14 protein-coding genes are annotated in these 14633 nt (G+C 65.1%); 4 read left to right on the forward strand and 10 right to left on the reverse strand.

Translation table 11 applies throughout. The annotated features are described in order from the left end of the window. Positions 1-99: 99 nt before the first annotated feature. Complete coding sequence (locus ABUA28_RS02015; RefSeq protein ID WP_349902264.1) at positions 100-1134, forward strand: ketopantoate reductase family protein; 1035 nt, start codon at positions 100-102, stop codon at positions 1132-1134. A 207-nt stretch (positions 1135-1341) separates the two neighbouring features. Here ABUA28_RS02015 and ABUA28_RS02020 read toward each other — a convergent pair whose 3' ends face one another. Next, the gene (locus tag ABUA28_RS02020) at positions 1342-2211 is read right to left on the reverse strand and encodes an NAD(P)-dependent oxidoreductase (RefSeq protein ID WP_349902265.1); all 870 of its coding nucleotides are present in this window, start codon (positions 2209-2211) and stop codon (positions 1342-1344) included. Next, complete coding sequence (locus tag ABUA28_RS02025; RefSeq protein WP_349902266.1) at positions 2208-3590, reverse strand: M24 family metallopeptidase; 1383 nt, start codon at positions 3588-3590, stop codon at positions 2208-2210. Before ABUA28_RS02025 ends, ABUA28_RS02020 begins: the two co-directional genes overlap by 4 nt. Before the next feature lie 166 nt (positions 3591-3756). On the opposite strand from ABUA28_RS02025, the gene ABUA28_RS02030 reads away from it, so the two are divergent. Then, the gene (locus ABUA28_RS02030; protein ID WP_349902267.1) at positions 3757-4455 is read left to right on the forward strand and encodes a helix-turn-helix domain-containing protein; all 699 of its coding nucleotides are present in this window, start codon (positions 3757-3759) and stop codon (positions 4453-4455) included. Positions 4456-4545: 90 nt separating this feature from the next. Here ABUA28_RS02030 and ABUA28_RS02035 read toward each other — a convergent pair whose 3' ends face one another. Both ABUA28_RS02035 and ABUA28_RS02040 read right to left on the reverse strand, forming a co-directional pair. Continuing rightward, the gene (locus tag ABUA28_RS02035; RefSeq protein WP_349902688.1) at positions 4546-5601 is read right to left on the reverse strand and encodes a zinc-dependent alcohol dehydrogenase; all 1056 of its coding nucleotides are present in this window, start codon (positions 5599-5601) and stop codon (positions 4546-4548) included. A 5-nt stretch (positions 5602-5606) separates the two neighbouring features. After that, entirely contained in the window at positions 5607-5918 is a 312-nt protein-coding gene (locus ABUA28_RS02040; RefSeq protein WP_349902268.1) for a Dabb family protein, read from the reverse strand. Between the two features lie 136 nt (positions 5919-6054). Between ABUA28_RS02040 and ABUA28_RS02045 the strand changes: the two genes are divergently transcribed. After that, positions 6055-7083 carry a ketopantoate reductase family protein gene (locus ABUA28_RS02045; protein ID WP_349902269.1) on the forward strand — a complete coding sequence of 343 codons (1029 nt, stop codon included), beginning with the start codon at positions 6055-6057 and terminating at the stop codon, positions 7081-7083. A gap of 15 nt (positions 7084-7098) precedes the next feature. Here ABUA28_RS02045 and ABUA28_RS02050 read toward each other — a convergent pair whose 3' ends face one another. The 6 genes from ABUA28_RS02050 to ABUA28_RS02075 form a co-directional block, all read right to left on the reverse strand. Beyond that, a complete protein-coding gene (locus tag ABUA28_RS02050) occupies positions 7099-8085 on the reverse strand; it encodes an ABC transporter permease (protein ID WP_349902270.1) in 987 nt (328 codons plus the stop codon). Further along, positions 8082-9635: a sugar ABC transporter ATP-binding protein gene (locus tag ABUA28_RS02055; protein ID WP_349902271.1), complete on the reverse strand. Its 1554-nt coding sequence runs from the start codon at positions 9633-9635 to the stop codon at positions 8082-8084. The genes ABUA28_RS02050 and ABUA28_RS02055 overlap by 4 nt, the downstream gene beginning before the upstream one ends. A gap of 4 nt (positions 9636-9639) precedes the next feature. Then, entirely contained in the window at positions 9640-10686 is a 1047-nt protein-coding gene (locus ABUA28_RS02060) for a sugar ABC transporter substrate-binding protein (RefSeq protein ID WP_349902272.1), read from the reverse strand. A gap of 151 nt (positions 10687-10837) precedes the next feature. Next, the gene (locus ABUA28_RS02065) at positions 10838-11731 is read right to left on the reverse strand and encodes an NAD(P)H-binding protein (RefSeq protein ID WP_349902273.1); all 894 of its coding nucleotides are present in this window, start codon (positions 11729-11731) and stop codon (positions 10838-10840) included. 8 nt (positions 11732-11739) lie between these two features. Beyond that, positions 11740-12132 (reverse strand): nuclear transport factor 2 family protein, encoded by a 393-nt coding sequence (locus ABUA28_RS02070; protein ID WP_349902274.1) that lies wholly within the window; start codon positions 12130-12132, stop codon positions 11740-11742. Between the two features lie 26 nt (positions 12133-12158). After that, entirely contained in the window at positions 12159-13580 is a 1422-nt protein-coding gene (locus tag ABUA28_RS02075; RefSeq protein ID WP_349902275.1) for an amidohydrolase family protein, read from the reverse strand. Between the two features lie 199 nt (positions 13581-13779). Here ABUA28_RS02075 and ABUA28_RS02080 point away from each other — a divergent pair, with 199 nt between their 5' ends. Further along, complete coding sequence (locus ABUA28_RS02080; RefSeq protein ID WP_349902276.1) at positions 13780-14487, forward strand: SDR family NAD(P)-dependent oxidoreductase; 708 nt, start codon at positions 13780-13782, stop codon at positions 14485-14487. The last annotated feature ends 146 nt before the right edge of the window (positions 14488-14633 follow it).

The raw sequence follows: 14633 nt of genomic DNA on the forward strand, positions 1-14633 counted from the left end.
GGCCGAAGTTCAAATAAATGTGTGAAGTGGATGTGAACGAGTTGGTATGCTGGCTCGAATTGCGACCTAACAACCGCGATAAGAGCAAAGGAGTCTCGTATGTCATCGACAAAGATTGCGGTGCTCGGCACCGGTGCGCAGGGCGCAGGTATCGGAGCCGATTTAGTGAACGCAGGCTTAGATGTGACGTTTATCGAGCAGTGGCCAGATCACGTCGAAGCTATGCGACGCAACGGGATTGAGGTGCGGATGCCGGAGGCTACTCACATAACCCCGGTCACCGCAGTTCACCTTTGTGAAGTTGCGACGTTCCGTGAGAAATTCGACATTGTGTTCCTTCTCGTCAAGGCATATGACACCAGGTGGGCATGCGAACTCATCAAACCAGTTCTGGCGGATGACGGGGTGGTCGTAGGCCTGCAAAACGGGATGTCGATTGATGACATCGCGGCTGTCGTAGGCGCCGAACGCACGATAGGTGCTGTCATCGAAATGGCTTCCAACATGTGGGAGCCGGGTGTTGTTACCCGTCAAAACTCGCCCGCAACAGCATGGTTTGCAGTGGGAGCAATCGTCAACGGACTTGACGATCGCGTCGTGCAGGTACAAAACCTCTTACAACACGCCGGTACGGTCGAAATCACGAGCGACATTCGCTCAGCAAAATGGATGAAGCTGATCGCCAACGCCGGAGAACTCGTCCCGTCGGCGATTCTCAACCTCCCTCTGGCCGAGGCAGCGTCTTTGCCCGGTGTGCATGATTTCATGATCGAATGTGGCAGAGAAGCCGCGCAAGCGACACTGGCTGATGGGTGCAAGTTCGTGCCCATTTTCGGTATGGCCGCTAGCGACATAGTGGATCCAGACCAGTACGCCGCGAATCTTCTTGGACGGGTGCTGTCGGACTATTCCTTCCCCGATACATTGACGACGGTATTGCAGGATTGGCGGAAGGGTCGGCGAGGCGAAGCTGCAGAGATCAACGGGTTTGTCGTAAACGTTCTGGGTTTGCATGGGCAACACGCGCCGGCCAACAAGCGCACAATGGATCTAGCCCAACGCATCGAAAGCGGTCAGATCAACGCTCAGCCATCAAATGTCGCGTTGCTACTTGCCAACGAGTCAGGACTATGACCCGACACGATTCGACATCTGCGTGTATCCCATCTCGTTCCGATTGGCCCGATGCAGAGAACGCTCGACGCTGTCGAGATGCACGAACGCCTCGCGGCTCTCGCTAGAGTTCTGCCGACTGTGCGAAGCGTCGAAGTCGCAATGAACCTCGACCTCGTTCAACGCCAGGACAGAAGTGCGTGTCCGATAATTCAGCGCGGAGCGCTTTCATAACAGGTCGCGGCGGGTGACCTCGGCGATCGCGCCCCAGTCTCCCTGCGAGAGTTCGGCATCGGCGAGCGCGCGCTCGAACACCGCGATGAGCGCGGGCATAGTGGCTAGGGTAACTCCGCTGGACGCGGCGACGTCCTCGGCAAGCTGAAGATCCTTGCGTCCGAGCTCGATGTGGAACCCAGGCGGGTAGTAGCCCTGGCGGGCGATCTCGTTGCCGTAGCCCGTGTAGACCACGCCGCCGAACAGGCTGCTGCTGAGCAGTTCCACGAACTGCACCGGCTCAACCCCGAGCCGCTCGACCATGGCGATCGTCTCGCCGAGCGCCTGCAGCGCGTGGATGATGTTGTAGTTCACCGAGACCTTGACCGCGTTGGCGACCCCGGGCTTCTCGCCCAGGCGCCAGATCCGCTTGCCCAGTACGGCGAGATACTGTTCAACGGCATCGACGGTCGCGCTCGCCCCAGCGGCAAGGATGTTGAGCTGCCCCGCGGCAGCGACATCCGGTCTGCCGAGCACCGGAGCCGCGACATACCCGGCCCTCACATCCTCGAAGATGGCCGCGAGACGCGTCGACGCCTCCGGACTGATCGACGCCATGTTGACGTGGATGCGGCCCTTCGCCGAGTGGGCGGCCTCAGCGGTGAGTACTACCTCGGCCGCGGCGTCGTTCGCGAGCATGCTGAACGACACCTCGGCCGCTAGAGCGTCTGCCGGGCTGGAGGCTGCGACCGCGCCGCGGCTCACGAGTTCTTCCACGGCATCCGGCGATCGATTCCAGACACGAACCTCGTGGCCGACCTCGATCAGTCGGGCCGCCATGCCCGAGCCCATCGAGCCGACGCCGAGGAATCCAAGCACGCTCACGCCTCGCCCCGACCCCACGTCGTGTTCAGGTGCGACTGCGAGTCCCGTTTGAGGTTGAGCGGGCCATCGATGGTGAAGTAGCGCTTACCTGCAACCATGAGCTCTTCTGCCGGGAACTTCGTGATGACCTCGCAGCCGGTGGCGGTGACGACGACCTCTTCCTCGATGCGCGCCGCGCCCCACCCATCGGCCGCAGGCCAATAGGTCTCCAGCGCGAAGAGCATGCCCTCCTGCAGCACCTCGGGGTGGTCGAACGAAGTCAATCGCGAGAAGATCGGCTTTTCCCAGATCGAGAGCCCTACGCCGTGTCCGTACTGCAACGCGAACGCGGCCTCCTCGTCGGCGAAACCGAATTCCTCCGCCTTCGGCCAGACCGCGACGATGTCCGCCGTGGTCGCGCCCGGCTTCACGAGCGCAATCGCGCGGTCCATGTATTCCCTGGCCCTCGTGTAGGCGTCGCGCTGGGCAGAACTCGCCGAGCCGACCGCGAAGGTGCGGTAGTAACAGGTGCGGTAGCCATTCCAGCTGTGCAGGATGTCAAAGAAGGCCGGGTCACCCGGGCGGATGATGCGGTCGGAGAAGACGTGCGGATGCGGCGAGCAGCGCTCCCCGGAGATGGCATTCACACCCTCGACGTACTCCGAACCGAGGTCGTACAGCGTCTTGGCTACGAGTCCGACCGCTTCGTTCTCGCGCACTCCCGGCCGCAGGAATTCGTACAGGTTCTCGTAGGCGGCATCGACCATCGACGCTGCCTGGGTCAGAAGGCGGATCTCGTCCCCCGTCTTGATGCGACGCGCCTCCATGAAGACCTGCTGGCCGTCGAGCACTGTGATGCCCTCCTGTTGGAGGGCGAAGAGGATCGGAAGTTCGATCACATCGACCCCGAGCGGCTGGTCCGCGACACCGAACTTCTCCAGCTCGCGCTTGATCTTGCGTGCGAGTTCCTGGGCGATTCCGGCGTCGGGCGGGAATGCACCGCGGAGCGTGGAGATTCCGGCCCTGGCGCCGCTCTCGAGACGGGGCCGCTTCGCTCCCTCGTGGGGCGCATTCGGGTCGGCATCCATCTCGGCGGTCGTAGTGTCGAGCCACGGGTTGTACAGGGCGTGATGCTTCGCCGCAGAACCGAAGTCCCACACGATGGGATCGGTGTTGCGGGTGAGCAGTGCGAAGCGGATGAGCTTGTCCATCGCCCAGGTGCCGATGTGGGTCGCACTCATGTAGCGGATGTTCGAGAAGTCGAATGCGAGTACCGCACCGAGCTCCGAGCGGTTCAATTCGGCCTTGAGCCGCGCCAGTCTCTCGTTCCGCAGTCGCTCGAAATCGACGCGTTCCTCCCAGTCGACCGCATTGGTTCCCGTTGTCCCGGTGTTCTTCATAGCTTCTCCTGTTGGAATATCAGCCGGCTGTATAGTCAGGCAAATCACGTTCACTATAGCTTAACGTATAGACCGTGTATTCTGACCTAAATAGTGCGTTTTCGGGCGAAAACCTTCTTCTCGCACGATAGTGTCAACCCTGGCTGGACTTTCTTTGGAGAGCTGTATGACGGAGAACAGTGTCGGTGCTCGTTTGCGGGAGGCGCGAACGTTGCGACGACTGAGCCTGCGCAGCCTCGCGCAGTCCCTGGGCGTCTCCGCGAGCCTGATATCGCAGGTCGAGACCGGGAAGACGCAACCGTCCGTGTCCACCCTGTACGCGATGGCCACGCACCTCGGGCTCTCGCTCGATGAACTGCTCGGAGGAGCGCCCGCAGGCACTCATGCAGCAACCCGGCCGGATCGCACAGCGGCGACCGTGCCCAACGTGCAGCGGGCATCCGACAACGCCGTGCTCGAGATGGAGAACGGTGTGCGCTGGGAGCACCTCGCTTCGGAGCCAGGCGGGCCAGGCGACGCAGTTCTGGTCACCTACCAGCCCGGCGGCTCCAGCTCGGTCGAGGGCAAGCTCATGCGCCACAGCGGCATCGAGTACGCCTACATCCTCGAGGGCAGCCTCACCCTCCAGCTCGAGTTCGAGACCCACGTGCTCGGGCCGGGCGACTCGCTGCAGTTCGACTCCATTCGGCCGCACCTGTTCACGAACAACGGCACGACGGTGGCCAGGGGCGTGTGGTTCGTGGTCGGACGTCGCCAGCAGAATGACGGACTCACCGCCGCGCCGGGGGCTGCCTCCGCTCACGACAACTCACAGTTGGATTCCGCCGTCGACGTGCTGCGGGTCATGGACAACTTCCACGCCTGAAGTCTTCTGAACACCTGGGACCTCTCCTACCGCACAGCCCCCAGGTATCCGGAAGCTCGGTGCATCCCAGAAATCAGTGCATCCGGGAACTCAGGCTCGGGAATGATCCGCCAGCCTGCGCTCCGTGATCCACGGATCGATGAGCGTCTTGATCTGCTCCGCCGTGCCGTTGGTCAGGGGCACAAGGCCTTCCTCTGCCACGAACTCGAGCGGCAGGACCTCGTGCGAGATGTCCGACCAGTCGTCGCGCGTTCCGAGCAGTCGAACCGCCTCGGGCATGTCGGCCCTGAAAACGTGAGCCACCGTCCCGATGATGGTGTACTCGCTCAGCGTCCACGAGCCGAGCGGCAGTGCGGGCTCGCCGCGCTGGATGCCGACGGGCACGATTGTGGATCCAGGCATCGCGACCTCGAGCACCGAAGCGAGCCCGGGCGCTGAACCGCTCACCTCGAAGAACACATCGGGATCCATCCCGAGTTCCTTGAGACGCTCGCCCAGCGTGCTGCTTCCCGCCTTCAGTGTCGCGAACGCACCGAGTGCCTCCGCGAGCGCGAGCCGCTCCTCGTTGAGGTCGACGACGAGCACGCGAGCACCCACCGCGGCCGCGGCCACGGTGATGAAGACGCCGATTCCGCCCACTCCGACGATGACCGCATCCTGCCCGGCCCGCAGCCCACTGCGACGCACGGCGTGCACGGCGATCGACATGGGCTGGCTGAGCCCCAGGGTGTCGAGCGAGAGCCCGCTGTCCGAGACGTCGAGAAGGATGTCCGCGGGTGCCACGACGTAGCCGGCCAGGCCACCGTCGTGCTGCAGCCCGAGCGTCGTGTACTCGCGGCACAGGTTGGTGCGCCCCTCCAGGCACGGCTTGCAATGGCCGCACGAGACGCCCGCACCGCAGACGACGGTCGCACCGACAGCCACGGAGTTGACACCATCACCGAGCGCTTCGACGGTTCCGGCGAACTCGTGCCCGAGCGTCACGGGCATGACTGTGAGAACCGGGCCACGACTGAACTCCGTCGCGTCGCTGCCGCAGACGCCGCACACCGCGACCCTGACGAGCACCTCGCCCGGGCCGGGGACGGGGACCTCGACCTCGTCCACCCGAAGGTCGTTCACGGCATGGAGCACCGCTGCGCGCATGGTGCTCACGACAGGCTCCCCTGCGCCAGGTCGAGCTGGGAGGCCATCCGCTCGGCGATCATGCTGCCCAGGTACCTGTCGTAGACGGCCTTGTGCAGCGGAGAGTCGATGTAGGCGTTCAGGCCGGCCTCGTCGTCGACGATCGCGGCGACGGCATAGTCCGCGCCGCCCGGGCGCACGTGGAGATTGTCACCACACACGTAGGAGCGAATCGACGGGATGCCCGCGGCCATCTCCTTCAGTGCCTCGGTGAGCGAAGCGACGGTTTCCGGCGTGACATCGTCGCGCCAGGTGAACATTGCGAGATGGAGGATCATTGGCTTCTGCTTTCCCGAGATGGTGTTCAGTGCAGATTTACGATGTCCGCGCCTGCGGCGCGATTTCGCAGGATATGCACCCTGTTGTGTACATCTCTACTGTAACCTGATGACAGCTTTGCCGATAGGAGTTGAGATGAACCAACCACGGATCGCAGTGCTCGGTGCCGGCGCGAACGGAGCATCGATCGGGGCGGATCTCACCGTAGCCGGTCTCGACGTCGTGCTGATCGAGCAGTGGCCGGAGCACGTCGAACGGATGCGGGCGGATGGCCTGCGCATCCTCTCCCCCGGCGGCGAGTTGCACGTTCGCCCGCGCACCATGCACCTGTGCGAGGTCGCGACGCTGCGCACGAAGTTCGACCTCGTGCTCATGCTCATGAAGGCCTACGACTCCCCCTGGGCCGCGCGTCTCATCGCCCCCTACCTCGCGGACGACGGACTGCTTGCGGGCCTCCAGAACGGGATGACCGTGGATGCCATCGTCGACGCCGTGGGCGTCGAACGAACCATGGGCACCGTCATCGAGGTCTCCTCCACCATGGACGAGCCGGGCATCGTGCACCGGCACACCGGAACCGTGCAGTCCTGGTTCGCGGTCGGCGCTCCGGCGGGAGGACCGGTCGGGCGCAAGGAGGAGGTCGCGGCCATCCTGCGCCACTCCGGCAGAGTGCAGCTCGTCGACGACATCGCGGCGACCAAGTGGATGAAGCTCATCAGCAACAGCACACTGCTCGTCACCTCTGCGATCCTCGGCCTGCCGATGCTCGATGCACTCCACGTTCCCGGAATGCGCGAGGTCATGCTGAAGGCGGGCCAGGAGGCGCTCGACGTGGCCCAGGCCCTCGGCCACCCCATCCTGCCGATCTTCGGACTGACCGCGGACGAGGTCTCCGACCCCGCGAAGGTGGTCGAGATCATGCTCGACAAGCTCTTCGCCGGCTTCGTCGTGCCCGGTGCAACGACGACCGTGCTGCAGGACTGGCGCAAGTCCAGGCACAGCGAGGTCGACGACCTCAATGGCCACGTGGTTGCGGAGGGTGCCAGGCTCGGCATCGCCACCCCGATGAACTCCACGGTCGTCGAGATCGCCCACCGCATCGAGCGCGGGGAACTCGCGCCCGACCCGGCGAACTTCGCTCTGATGGCGGCCGCGGCACGCTGAACCATGCGCGCGGGTTCAGCGCCGCAGCGCCCTCGACCAGGCGTCGATGCCCACGGCGACGAGCAGGATGACTCCGAGCGTGATCTGCTGGAACAGGGCGTCGACGCCGAGAAGGTTGAACCCGTTGCCGACGAGCGCGATGAAAAGCACGCCGACGACCGTGCGCCAGACGGCGCCCTCACCGCCGAGGATCGAGGTTCCACCGACGACGATCCCCGCCAGGACGGTGAAGGTGAGCGCCGTGCCCGGTGACGCCTGGGCGCTCAGCACCCGCGAGGTGTCGATGATTCCACCGAGGGCCGCTGCCGCACCGCTCAGCGTGAAGCCGAGGATGCGCACGCCGTTGACCCGGATGCCCGCCAGCCTCGCTGCCTCGGGGTTTCCCCCCGCCGCGTAGAGGTAGCGCCCGGTCGTGGTGCGCGCGAGGAGGATTCCGATCGCGACGACGACGACGATCATCACCCAGATCGAGGTCCGCACTCCGAGGAACGGCGTGCGCGCAATGGCGGCGAAGTCGAGGCGGTCGAACAGCACGACCAGGTTGCCCCCGGTGACGAGGCTCGCGACGCCCGCGACGATGAACGACATCGCCAGGGTCACGATGAGCGAATTGACACGCATCACCGTGCTGACGACGCCGTTGACCAGGCCGACCACGATGCCGACCGCAAGCGCGGCGAGCACGCCGAACACCGGCCCGGAGGAGATCGTGACGGTCCCGGCGACGACGGCGGACAGCGCATAGGTCGCGCCGACCGACAGGTCGATGCCGCCGCTGATGAGCACGAGCGTGCCCGCCGCGGCGATCATCAGGGTCGCCGACTGCTGATCGAGGATGTTCAGCAGGTTGATGGGCGAGAGGAAGCGCTGGCTTCCGATCGAGAGCGCGATGAACAGCACCAGGAACGGAAAAAGGATCGCCACGGACCGCCACTGGATCTGGCGGACGCCCCAGCGTGGAGTCGCCAGCTCACTCTGGCCTGTGGGCATGGTGTCGGTCATGAGGTCACCCCTGCTGTTGTCTGGTCGTGGTTCGCGCCCGCCTCGGCAAACGCCGCGACGAGGATGTTCTCTTCTGTCATCTGGCTGCCCTCGAGTTCCGCGACGATGCTCCCGCCACGCACGACGAGCACCCTGTGGGCGAGGCCGAGGATCTCCTCGACGTCCGAGGAGACGACGATCACTCCGATGGAGGCGGCGGCCTGCGCGACGATGAGGTCGTAGATCGCTCGCCTGGAGCCGATGTCGACGCCGCGCGTCGGCTCATCCGCGATGAGCAGGCTGCGCGGATGCTGCAGCGCCCGCGCGAACAACACCTTCTGCTGGTTGCCTCCACTGAGCTTCGACACCCCTCGCCTGTCATCGCCGCCGACGGTCACATCGTGCAGGAGGCCCGCGACCTCCCGCCGCTCAGCTCTTCTGCGCACCCAGCCCAGGCGGCTGATACGCCCCAGGTTGGCGAGCGTCACGTTCTCGCGTACGGAACGCTGGAGCACGAGACCCTGATCCTTGCGCGACTCCGGGATGAGAAACATCCCGGCGCGCAGGGAGGCCGCGATTCCCCCACGCCCCGGTCGAGATCCCCGAACGGTCACCTGGCCTGCCTGGCGCCTGCTGGAGCCGAAGATCGCGTGCACGATCTCGCTGCGCCCTGCGCCGACGAGCCCGGCGAGTCCCACGATCTCCCCCGCGCGCACGCTGAACGAGACGCCGTTGACGCCCGGGGCGACGAGGTCCTGCACCCGCAGTACCTCCTCGGCCGACGGGTCTGCCGTGCCCTTGGCGGGGAACACAGAGCCGAGGCTGCGGCCGAGCATGGCCTCGATGAGTGACGATTCAGACTCCTCCGCCGCGGCAGCGGTACGCACGAGGTGCCCGTCGCGCAGCACCGTGACGGTGTCACAGAGGTCGAGCACCTCGCCGAGGAAGTGAGAGATGAGGAGCACGGTGCGGCCCGACCGCGCGAGCGAGCGCACGACCTCGTGAAGACGCTCGGCGTCCTGTGCGGAGAGGGCCGCGGTGGGTTCATCCATGATGATGAACGATGCGCCGCTCGCGAGCGCGCGAAGCACCTCCACCTTCTGCTGGTCGGCCGTTCTCAGCGAGCCGACCACGGCATCCGCGCGGAGTTCGAATCCGGTCTCCGCGACGAGGGCGTCGAAACGAGCCCGGAGTGCCTTGCGCTGCACGAACCCGGTCTTCACCGGCTCGTTGCCGAGGAAGACATTCTCGGCAACAGTGAGCGCGGGCACGAGCGCGAGTTCCTGCGCGATCGTCGCGACACCGTGCGCGAGGGCTTCGCGCGGAGAGCGGAACACCATCGGCTCACCGTCGACCAGCAGCTCTCCCTCGTCCGGGATGAGGAGGCCGGCGATGATCTTGCTGAGCGATGACTTGCCCGCTCCGTTCTCCCCCACCAGGCCGTGGATGGATCCCCTGGCGACGGTGAGATCGATGTCGCTGAGGATGCGCGACCCGCCAAGACTCTTGCCGACCCCTCGCAACTGCACGTGCGGCAGGCGCGAGGAGCCGGACAAAAGATCTGTGCTCATGGAGCTATCCGACCCATTCCGCCGTGAAGGAACTGGCGACGCTCTTGTCGATCACCCCGTCGTTCGGGATGCCCTTGGTCGGGTCGATCGCCCCGGAGTCCTTACCGTTGCGCAGTGCCTCGATGAGCGCCTTCATTCCGAGACGACCCTCGGAGGCCGGTGTCATCGCGACGGTCGAGAACCACTTTCCTGCCGCAACCGCCTGGGTGCCGACGGAGCTGGCACCGAAACCCACGAGAAGCACCTTGCCGGTCTTGCCCGCGGCATCGAGCGCCTGGACCGCGCCCTGGATGCCCTGGTCAGAGCCCGCGATGAGGTTGACATCCGGGTGCGCCTGCAGCATGTCCTGCACGGCTCCGAGGGCGACCGTCGCGGTGAAGAAGGACTCTCCCTCTGCGACGACCTTCACGGGCGAGCCCTTGATGGCGGCGTTGAATCCGTCGCGGATGGCCACGTCGAGCACGGACGCCTTGATGTCGTAGAGGTAGCCGACCGTGCAGGGGTCGAGGTTCTGCGATGCGCACGCCGCGACGACCTGCTCGCCGATCTTCTTGCCGATGTCGGTCGGCACGAAGGTGACGTTCGCCGAGAGACCCTTGATCTGCGGCTTGTTCGTCGTGAAGTCCGGGCCGAGGATCTGGTTGATGTTCACGACCTTGATGCCCTGGTCGATGGCCTGGGTGACGAGGTCGACGAGCCCTGTACCGAAGATCGGCTGGGTGATGATTCCGTCGTACTTGCCGGAGGTGATCACGTTCTGGAGCTGCGTGAACTGGGCCTGCGGGTCGTTGTTTGCGTCGAAGACGGTGATCTTTGCGTTGTTGTCTGCGGCCACGGCCTGGGCCGCGGCGAGCATCGGCGCGTCGTAGCTGTTGGCCACCGCGAACGACATGTACGCGATGTTGAGGGCCTTGTCGTTCTTGGGGGCCTTGTCCGAGGAACCGCCATCGGACTGGGCGCTACAGCCGGTGAGGGCGAGAGCGGCTACCGAGAGGGTGACCAGGGCTCGTACAGCCTGTCTGCGGAACGAGGGGCGTGTGCTGTGTCGCATGACTTCTCCTTTGAAATCAACTGCAATGAACCAGATGTGAAGGGGATGTTGCGTATAACTGCATATATTTCAGTATTAGTGAACACCATGCCGAGTTTTACGGGATTAAGCAAGTGTTTTCTGGTCAGCTGTTAATTCCGACTGTAATTCGTTACAGTCCGCCGACGCTCGAGCGCATGACGTTCTTGCTCTCCTCGAGAAGGGCCGAGACGGCACGCGGTGCGCGGCCGGTCAGCTGCTCGACCGTCGCCGTGACTGCGGCAAATCGCTCCTCCCGGATCGCTCGCCCGAGAGAGATTGCGAGCGTGGCGCCGTACTGCACGTGGCCGTCGGTGCCCGCGTCGGCGGCGAGCACGCGAAGCAGCTCATCGTCACCCACCGACACCGATTCGACGCTTCGATCACCGAACTCCGAGTACAGCGCGGCGAGAGAATCGGCGTCCAGGCTCTCGGGGCCCGTGAGCTCGTACACCTGCCCCTCGTGCCCATCCCCGGTTAGGACAGCGGCGGCTGCGGCGGCACAGTCGCTCCGCGCGATGTAGCTACAGCCCCCCGCGCCACGATTGTGCACGAAGCGACCGGATGTCAGCGCCTCGGCGGCCTCGAACACCTGGAAGTCTGAATAGAGCGAACAGCGAAGGATCGTGTATGCGACCCCGCTCGCGCGCAGGTGCTCCTCGGTAGCCCAGTGGCTCTCCGCGATGAGCGCGGGGTTCGGCGGCGCGGGAGACAGCATCGAGGTGTAGATGATGTGTTCGACGCCCGCGGCGACCGCGGCGTCGATCGCGGCCGCATGCTGGACACTCCGCTCGTCGACGGTGTCCGTGCTGATGAGCAGCAGCCGCCGAACGCCGCCGAACGCACTCGCGAGGGTCTCCGGCCTCCCGAAATCCGCGACGCGCGCCTGGGCTCCTGGAACGAGCTCGGCCACGGCATCCGGAGTCCGGGTGGTGAGCACGAGGTCGCCGGGGTCGCACCCCAGCTCCGCGACGCGCTGCGCGGTCATGCGACCGAGGTGGCCCGTGGCTCCGCTTATCGCGATCATTGCGGTCGTTACTGTCCCCAGCCGGCCTGCGGCGCCAGCTGCCCCTCGCTGAAGTGCCAGTACTCGCGCAGTTCGCGGCACAGTCCGTGCTCGTCGAACACCAGTAGAAACTCCCCCGCCAGGGTGACGTCTGCGCCGCCGTTGCGCATCGTCACCCACCACTCGACGGCGGCGCGCGATCCATCGACGACGGGAGTGCCGTACCGGAACGCGACATCGCTCTGCGTCGCTGTGACCTCGGTCCAGTACTTGTGAACGCCGGCGCGCCCGAGGAAGGGCTCCTGGTACGGCTGCTCCGTGTAGCTGGAGTCTTCGGTGAAGAGTGCGGCAGCGGCATCCGGATCGCGGTTCTCCCACGCCTCTCGATACCCTTCCAACCACTTGATTACAGCTGTACTCACGGTGTCCTCCCTGGGCGCCGACGTGTTTACTTGCGGTACTGGTACGGGTTGGTCAGGATCTCGACCTCGGGGATGTCCGGGTTCATGCCGGCGTTCCAGGTCTCGGAGCCGAGCGCGCTCTGCAGGTAGTCGACCGTGTTCTCGAGCTGCTTCTTGACGCCGCGGAGGTCTCCGGCGATGAGCTTGCCGTTCGACTTGATCAGCTCGCCACCGATCATGACCGTGTGCACGTCGCCTCGACCTGCCTGGTAGACCACGTGGCCGTAGGGGTTCAGGATCGGGGTCATCGTGGGTGAGTCGTCGTTCTTGATCAGCACGACGTCGCCCAGCTTGCCCTTCTCCAGGCTTCCGACCTGGTCGAATTTGCCCAGGGCCTTGGCTCCGCCACGAGTCGCCCAGTCGACGACCTCCTCGACGCGAAGCGCGACGTGGGTGACGGTGTCGCCCGTCTCGTGCGCGTGGGTGTGCTCCCAGGAACGGTCCGCACCGATCGTTGCGCGCATCGCGGAGAACATGTCCGCGCTCTGCCAGACGCTCGTGTCCATGGAGAGCGATGCCTGGATGCCGTGCTTGCGCAGCGCGTGCGACGGCGGATAGCCCTGGCCGCAGGTCTGCTCGCTCTCGGTCGCCAGCGACACGGTCCCGCCAGACGCCGCGATCATCTGGTACGACTCGTCGCTGAGGCTGGCCGCGTGCACGTAGACGTAGCCGGGCTGCATGGCCTTGTTCTCGTACATGACACGGATGCCATCGTCATTGGTCGCGCCCCAGACGCCGGCGTGGGTGGTGACATTGACGCCCAGCTCGCGGGCGAGCGCAAACGCCGGAGCCTCGGGGAAGCCCGGGTCGCCCGGAACGTCGAACGCGATCTGCGCGCCGAACAGCCGGGAGTCGTCACGGGCGCGCTCGATGAGCCTGCGCACCTTCGGATCCTGCGACCACTCCCACGGAGCGCCGGCCAGGTTGCCATAGGCCAGGACGAATCGTCCGGGCGAGGAGGCGAGTGCCTCGTATGCCGCCTCGCCGTGGTCGGGGGTGCGGAGGCCGTGAGACCAGTCCACGCTCGTCGTCACACCGGACTCGACGGCGTCGAGCGCGGAGATGGCGTTGCCGGCCGCGACATCCTCCGGGCGGAACTTCATGCCGTGCTCGAGGTAGTACCAGACGAAGTACTGGGTGAGCGTCCAGTCCGCTCCGTACGCGCGCATCGCCGACTGCCACATGTGCCTGTGCGTGTCGATCATGCCCGGCATGATGATGCCGTTCTCGGAGTCGATCTCGAAGGTGCCATCCGGAACGGCGAGAGACGGGCCTACGTCGGCAACCTTGCCATCGACCACGAGCACGTCACCCCGCGGGATGACCGTGTGTGAATCGTCCATGGTGAGAACGATTCCGTTCCGGAATACGACCGGCTGTCCGGCCTGGGGAACACCATTACTTGACATATGCGCTCATCCTCCTTGAGAAGCGTCCCGGCGAGCGTCTTCGCCCGCCGCGACCGGCCTTGAGGCGCAGGCGAATGCGTACAGTCTCAACAACCTCGGGTCAGTCAGCTTGTCAGAGATTTAAGCATGACTGAACATATATGTCCAGTGTCACTGCTAGTTTTAGCAGTGGAAGCATCACAGCCTCAAAGGAGAAGCCATGACTGACAGAACGATCGTCGTCGTCGGAGGAACGTCCGGCATTGGACTCGAACTCGTCAAAGACATCGTCGCCCGCGGTGACCGGGCCGTATTGACCGGTCGCGACCAGAAGCGCGCAACAGAGATCGCCGCATCCGTCGGGGACCGCGTGACCGGCGTCGCGCTCGACATCTCCGAGCCGACCACCATCGCGGGCCAGCTCGCGGGCGTCGGACAAGTGCACGGACTCGTCCTGGCGGCCATCGAACGCGACGCGAACACGGCACGCGACTACGACATCCAGCGGGCCATCCGCCTCGTGACGCTCAAACTCGTCGGATACACCGAGGTCATCCACACGCTGCTCGATCGGCTCGATCCCACGGGTGACACCGGCATCGTGCTCTTCGGCGGTCGCGCGAAGGATGCCCCGTACCCCGGTTCGACGACCGTCTCGACGATCAACGGTGGAGTTGCGGGCATGGTCAAGACCCTCGCGCTCGAACTCGCTCCCATCCGGGTCAACGCGATCCATCCGGGGATCATCGGCGACAGTCCGTTCTGGGCAGACAAGCCCGCGGGGGTGCTCGAGGGCTACGAGTCGCGCACGCCGGGTGGAAAGCTTGCGACGATGGCCGACATCGTCGATGCGACGCAGTTCCTGCTGAACAACCGCGGTGTCTCGGCGACGAACATGTACGTCGACCGCGGCTGGCGCATCTCCTAGGGGTTCAGTGCTGGCGCACGCCGCGAGGCTGCGCCCGCACCCTCTCGCGCGCAATCGTGCCGCCGACGGCGGAATGAGCAATATTATCGAGCGTGGCTCGATCGCGCCGCTGTGCGGCGATTACCCCGTCGAACGTCCGTGATGCT

Source organism: Parafrigoribacterium humi (genome assembly GCF_040227205.1).
In the GTDB taxonomy this organism is placed as follows: domain Bacteria; phylum Actinomycetota; class Actinomycetes; order Actinomycetales; family Microbacteriaceae; genus Parafrigoribacterium_A; species Parafrigoribacterium_A humi.

What these genes read in the sequence shown, in the direction of transcription:
- ABUA28_RS02065 (WP_349902273.1), bottom strand. Translation starts at nt 11,731, where the DNA reads ATGATCGCGATAAGCGGAGCCACGGGCCACCTCGGTCGCATGACCGCG.
- ABUA28_RS02035 (WP_349902688.1), bottom strand. Translation starts at nt 5,601, where the DNA reads ATGCGCGCAGCGGTGCTCCATGCCGTGAACGACCTTCGGGTGGACGAG.
- ABUA28_RS02040 (WP_349902268.1), bottom strand. Translation starts at nt 5,918, where the DNA reads ATGATCCTCCATCTCGCAATGTTCACCTGGCGCGACGATGTCACGCCG.
- ABUA28_RS02060 (WP_349902272.1), bottom strand. Translation starts at nt 10,686, where the DNA reads ATGCGACACAGCACACGCCCCTCGTTCCGCAGACAGGCTGTACGAGCC.
- ABUA28_RS02045 (WP_349902269.1), top strand. Translation starts at nt 6,055, where the DNA reads ATGAACCAACCACGGATCGCAGTGCTCGGTGCCGGCGCGAACGGAGCA.
- ABUA28_RS02025 (WP_349902266.1), bottom strand. Translation starts at nt 3,590, where the DNA reads ATGAAGAACACCGGGACAACGGGAACCAATGCGGTCGACTGGGAGGAA.
- ABUA28_RS02055 (WP_349902271.1), bottom strand. Translation starts at nt 9,635, where the DNA reads ATGAGCACAGATCTTTTGTCCGGCTCCTCGCGCCTGCCGCACGTGCAG.
- ABUA28_RS02015 (WP_349902264.1), top strand. Translation starts at nt 100, where the DNA reads ATGTCATCGACAAAGATTGCGGTGCTCGGCACCGGTGCGCAGGGCGCA.
- ABUA28_RS02075 (WP_349902275.1), bottom strand. Translation starts at nt 13,580, where the DNA reads ATGTCAAGTAATGGTGTTCCCCAGGCCGGACAGCCGGTCGTATTCCGG.
- ABUA28_RS02080 (WP_349902276.1), top strand. Translation starts at nt 13,780, where the DNA reads ATGACTGACAGAACGATCGTCGTCGTCGGAGGAACGTCCGGCATTGGA.
- ABUA28_RS02030 (WP_349902267.1), top strand. Translation starts at nt 3,757, where the DNA reads ATGACGGAGAACAGTGTCGGTGCTCGTTTGCGGGAGGCGCGAACGTTG.
- ABUA28_RS02050 (WP_349902270.1), bottom strand. Translation starts at nt 8,085, where the DNA reads ATGACCGACACCATGCCCACAGGCCAGAGTGAGCTGGCGACTCCACGC.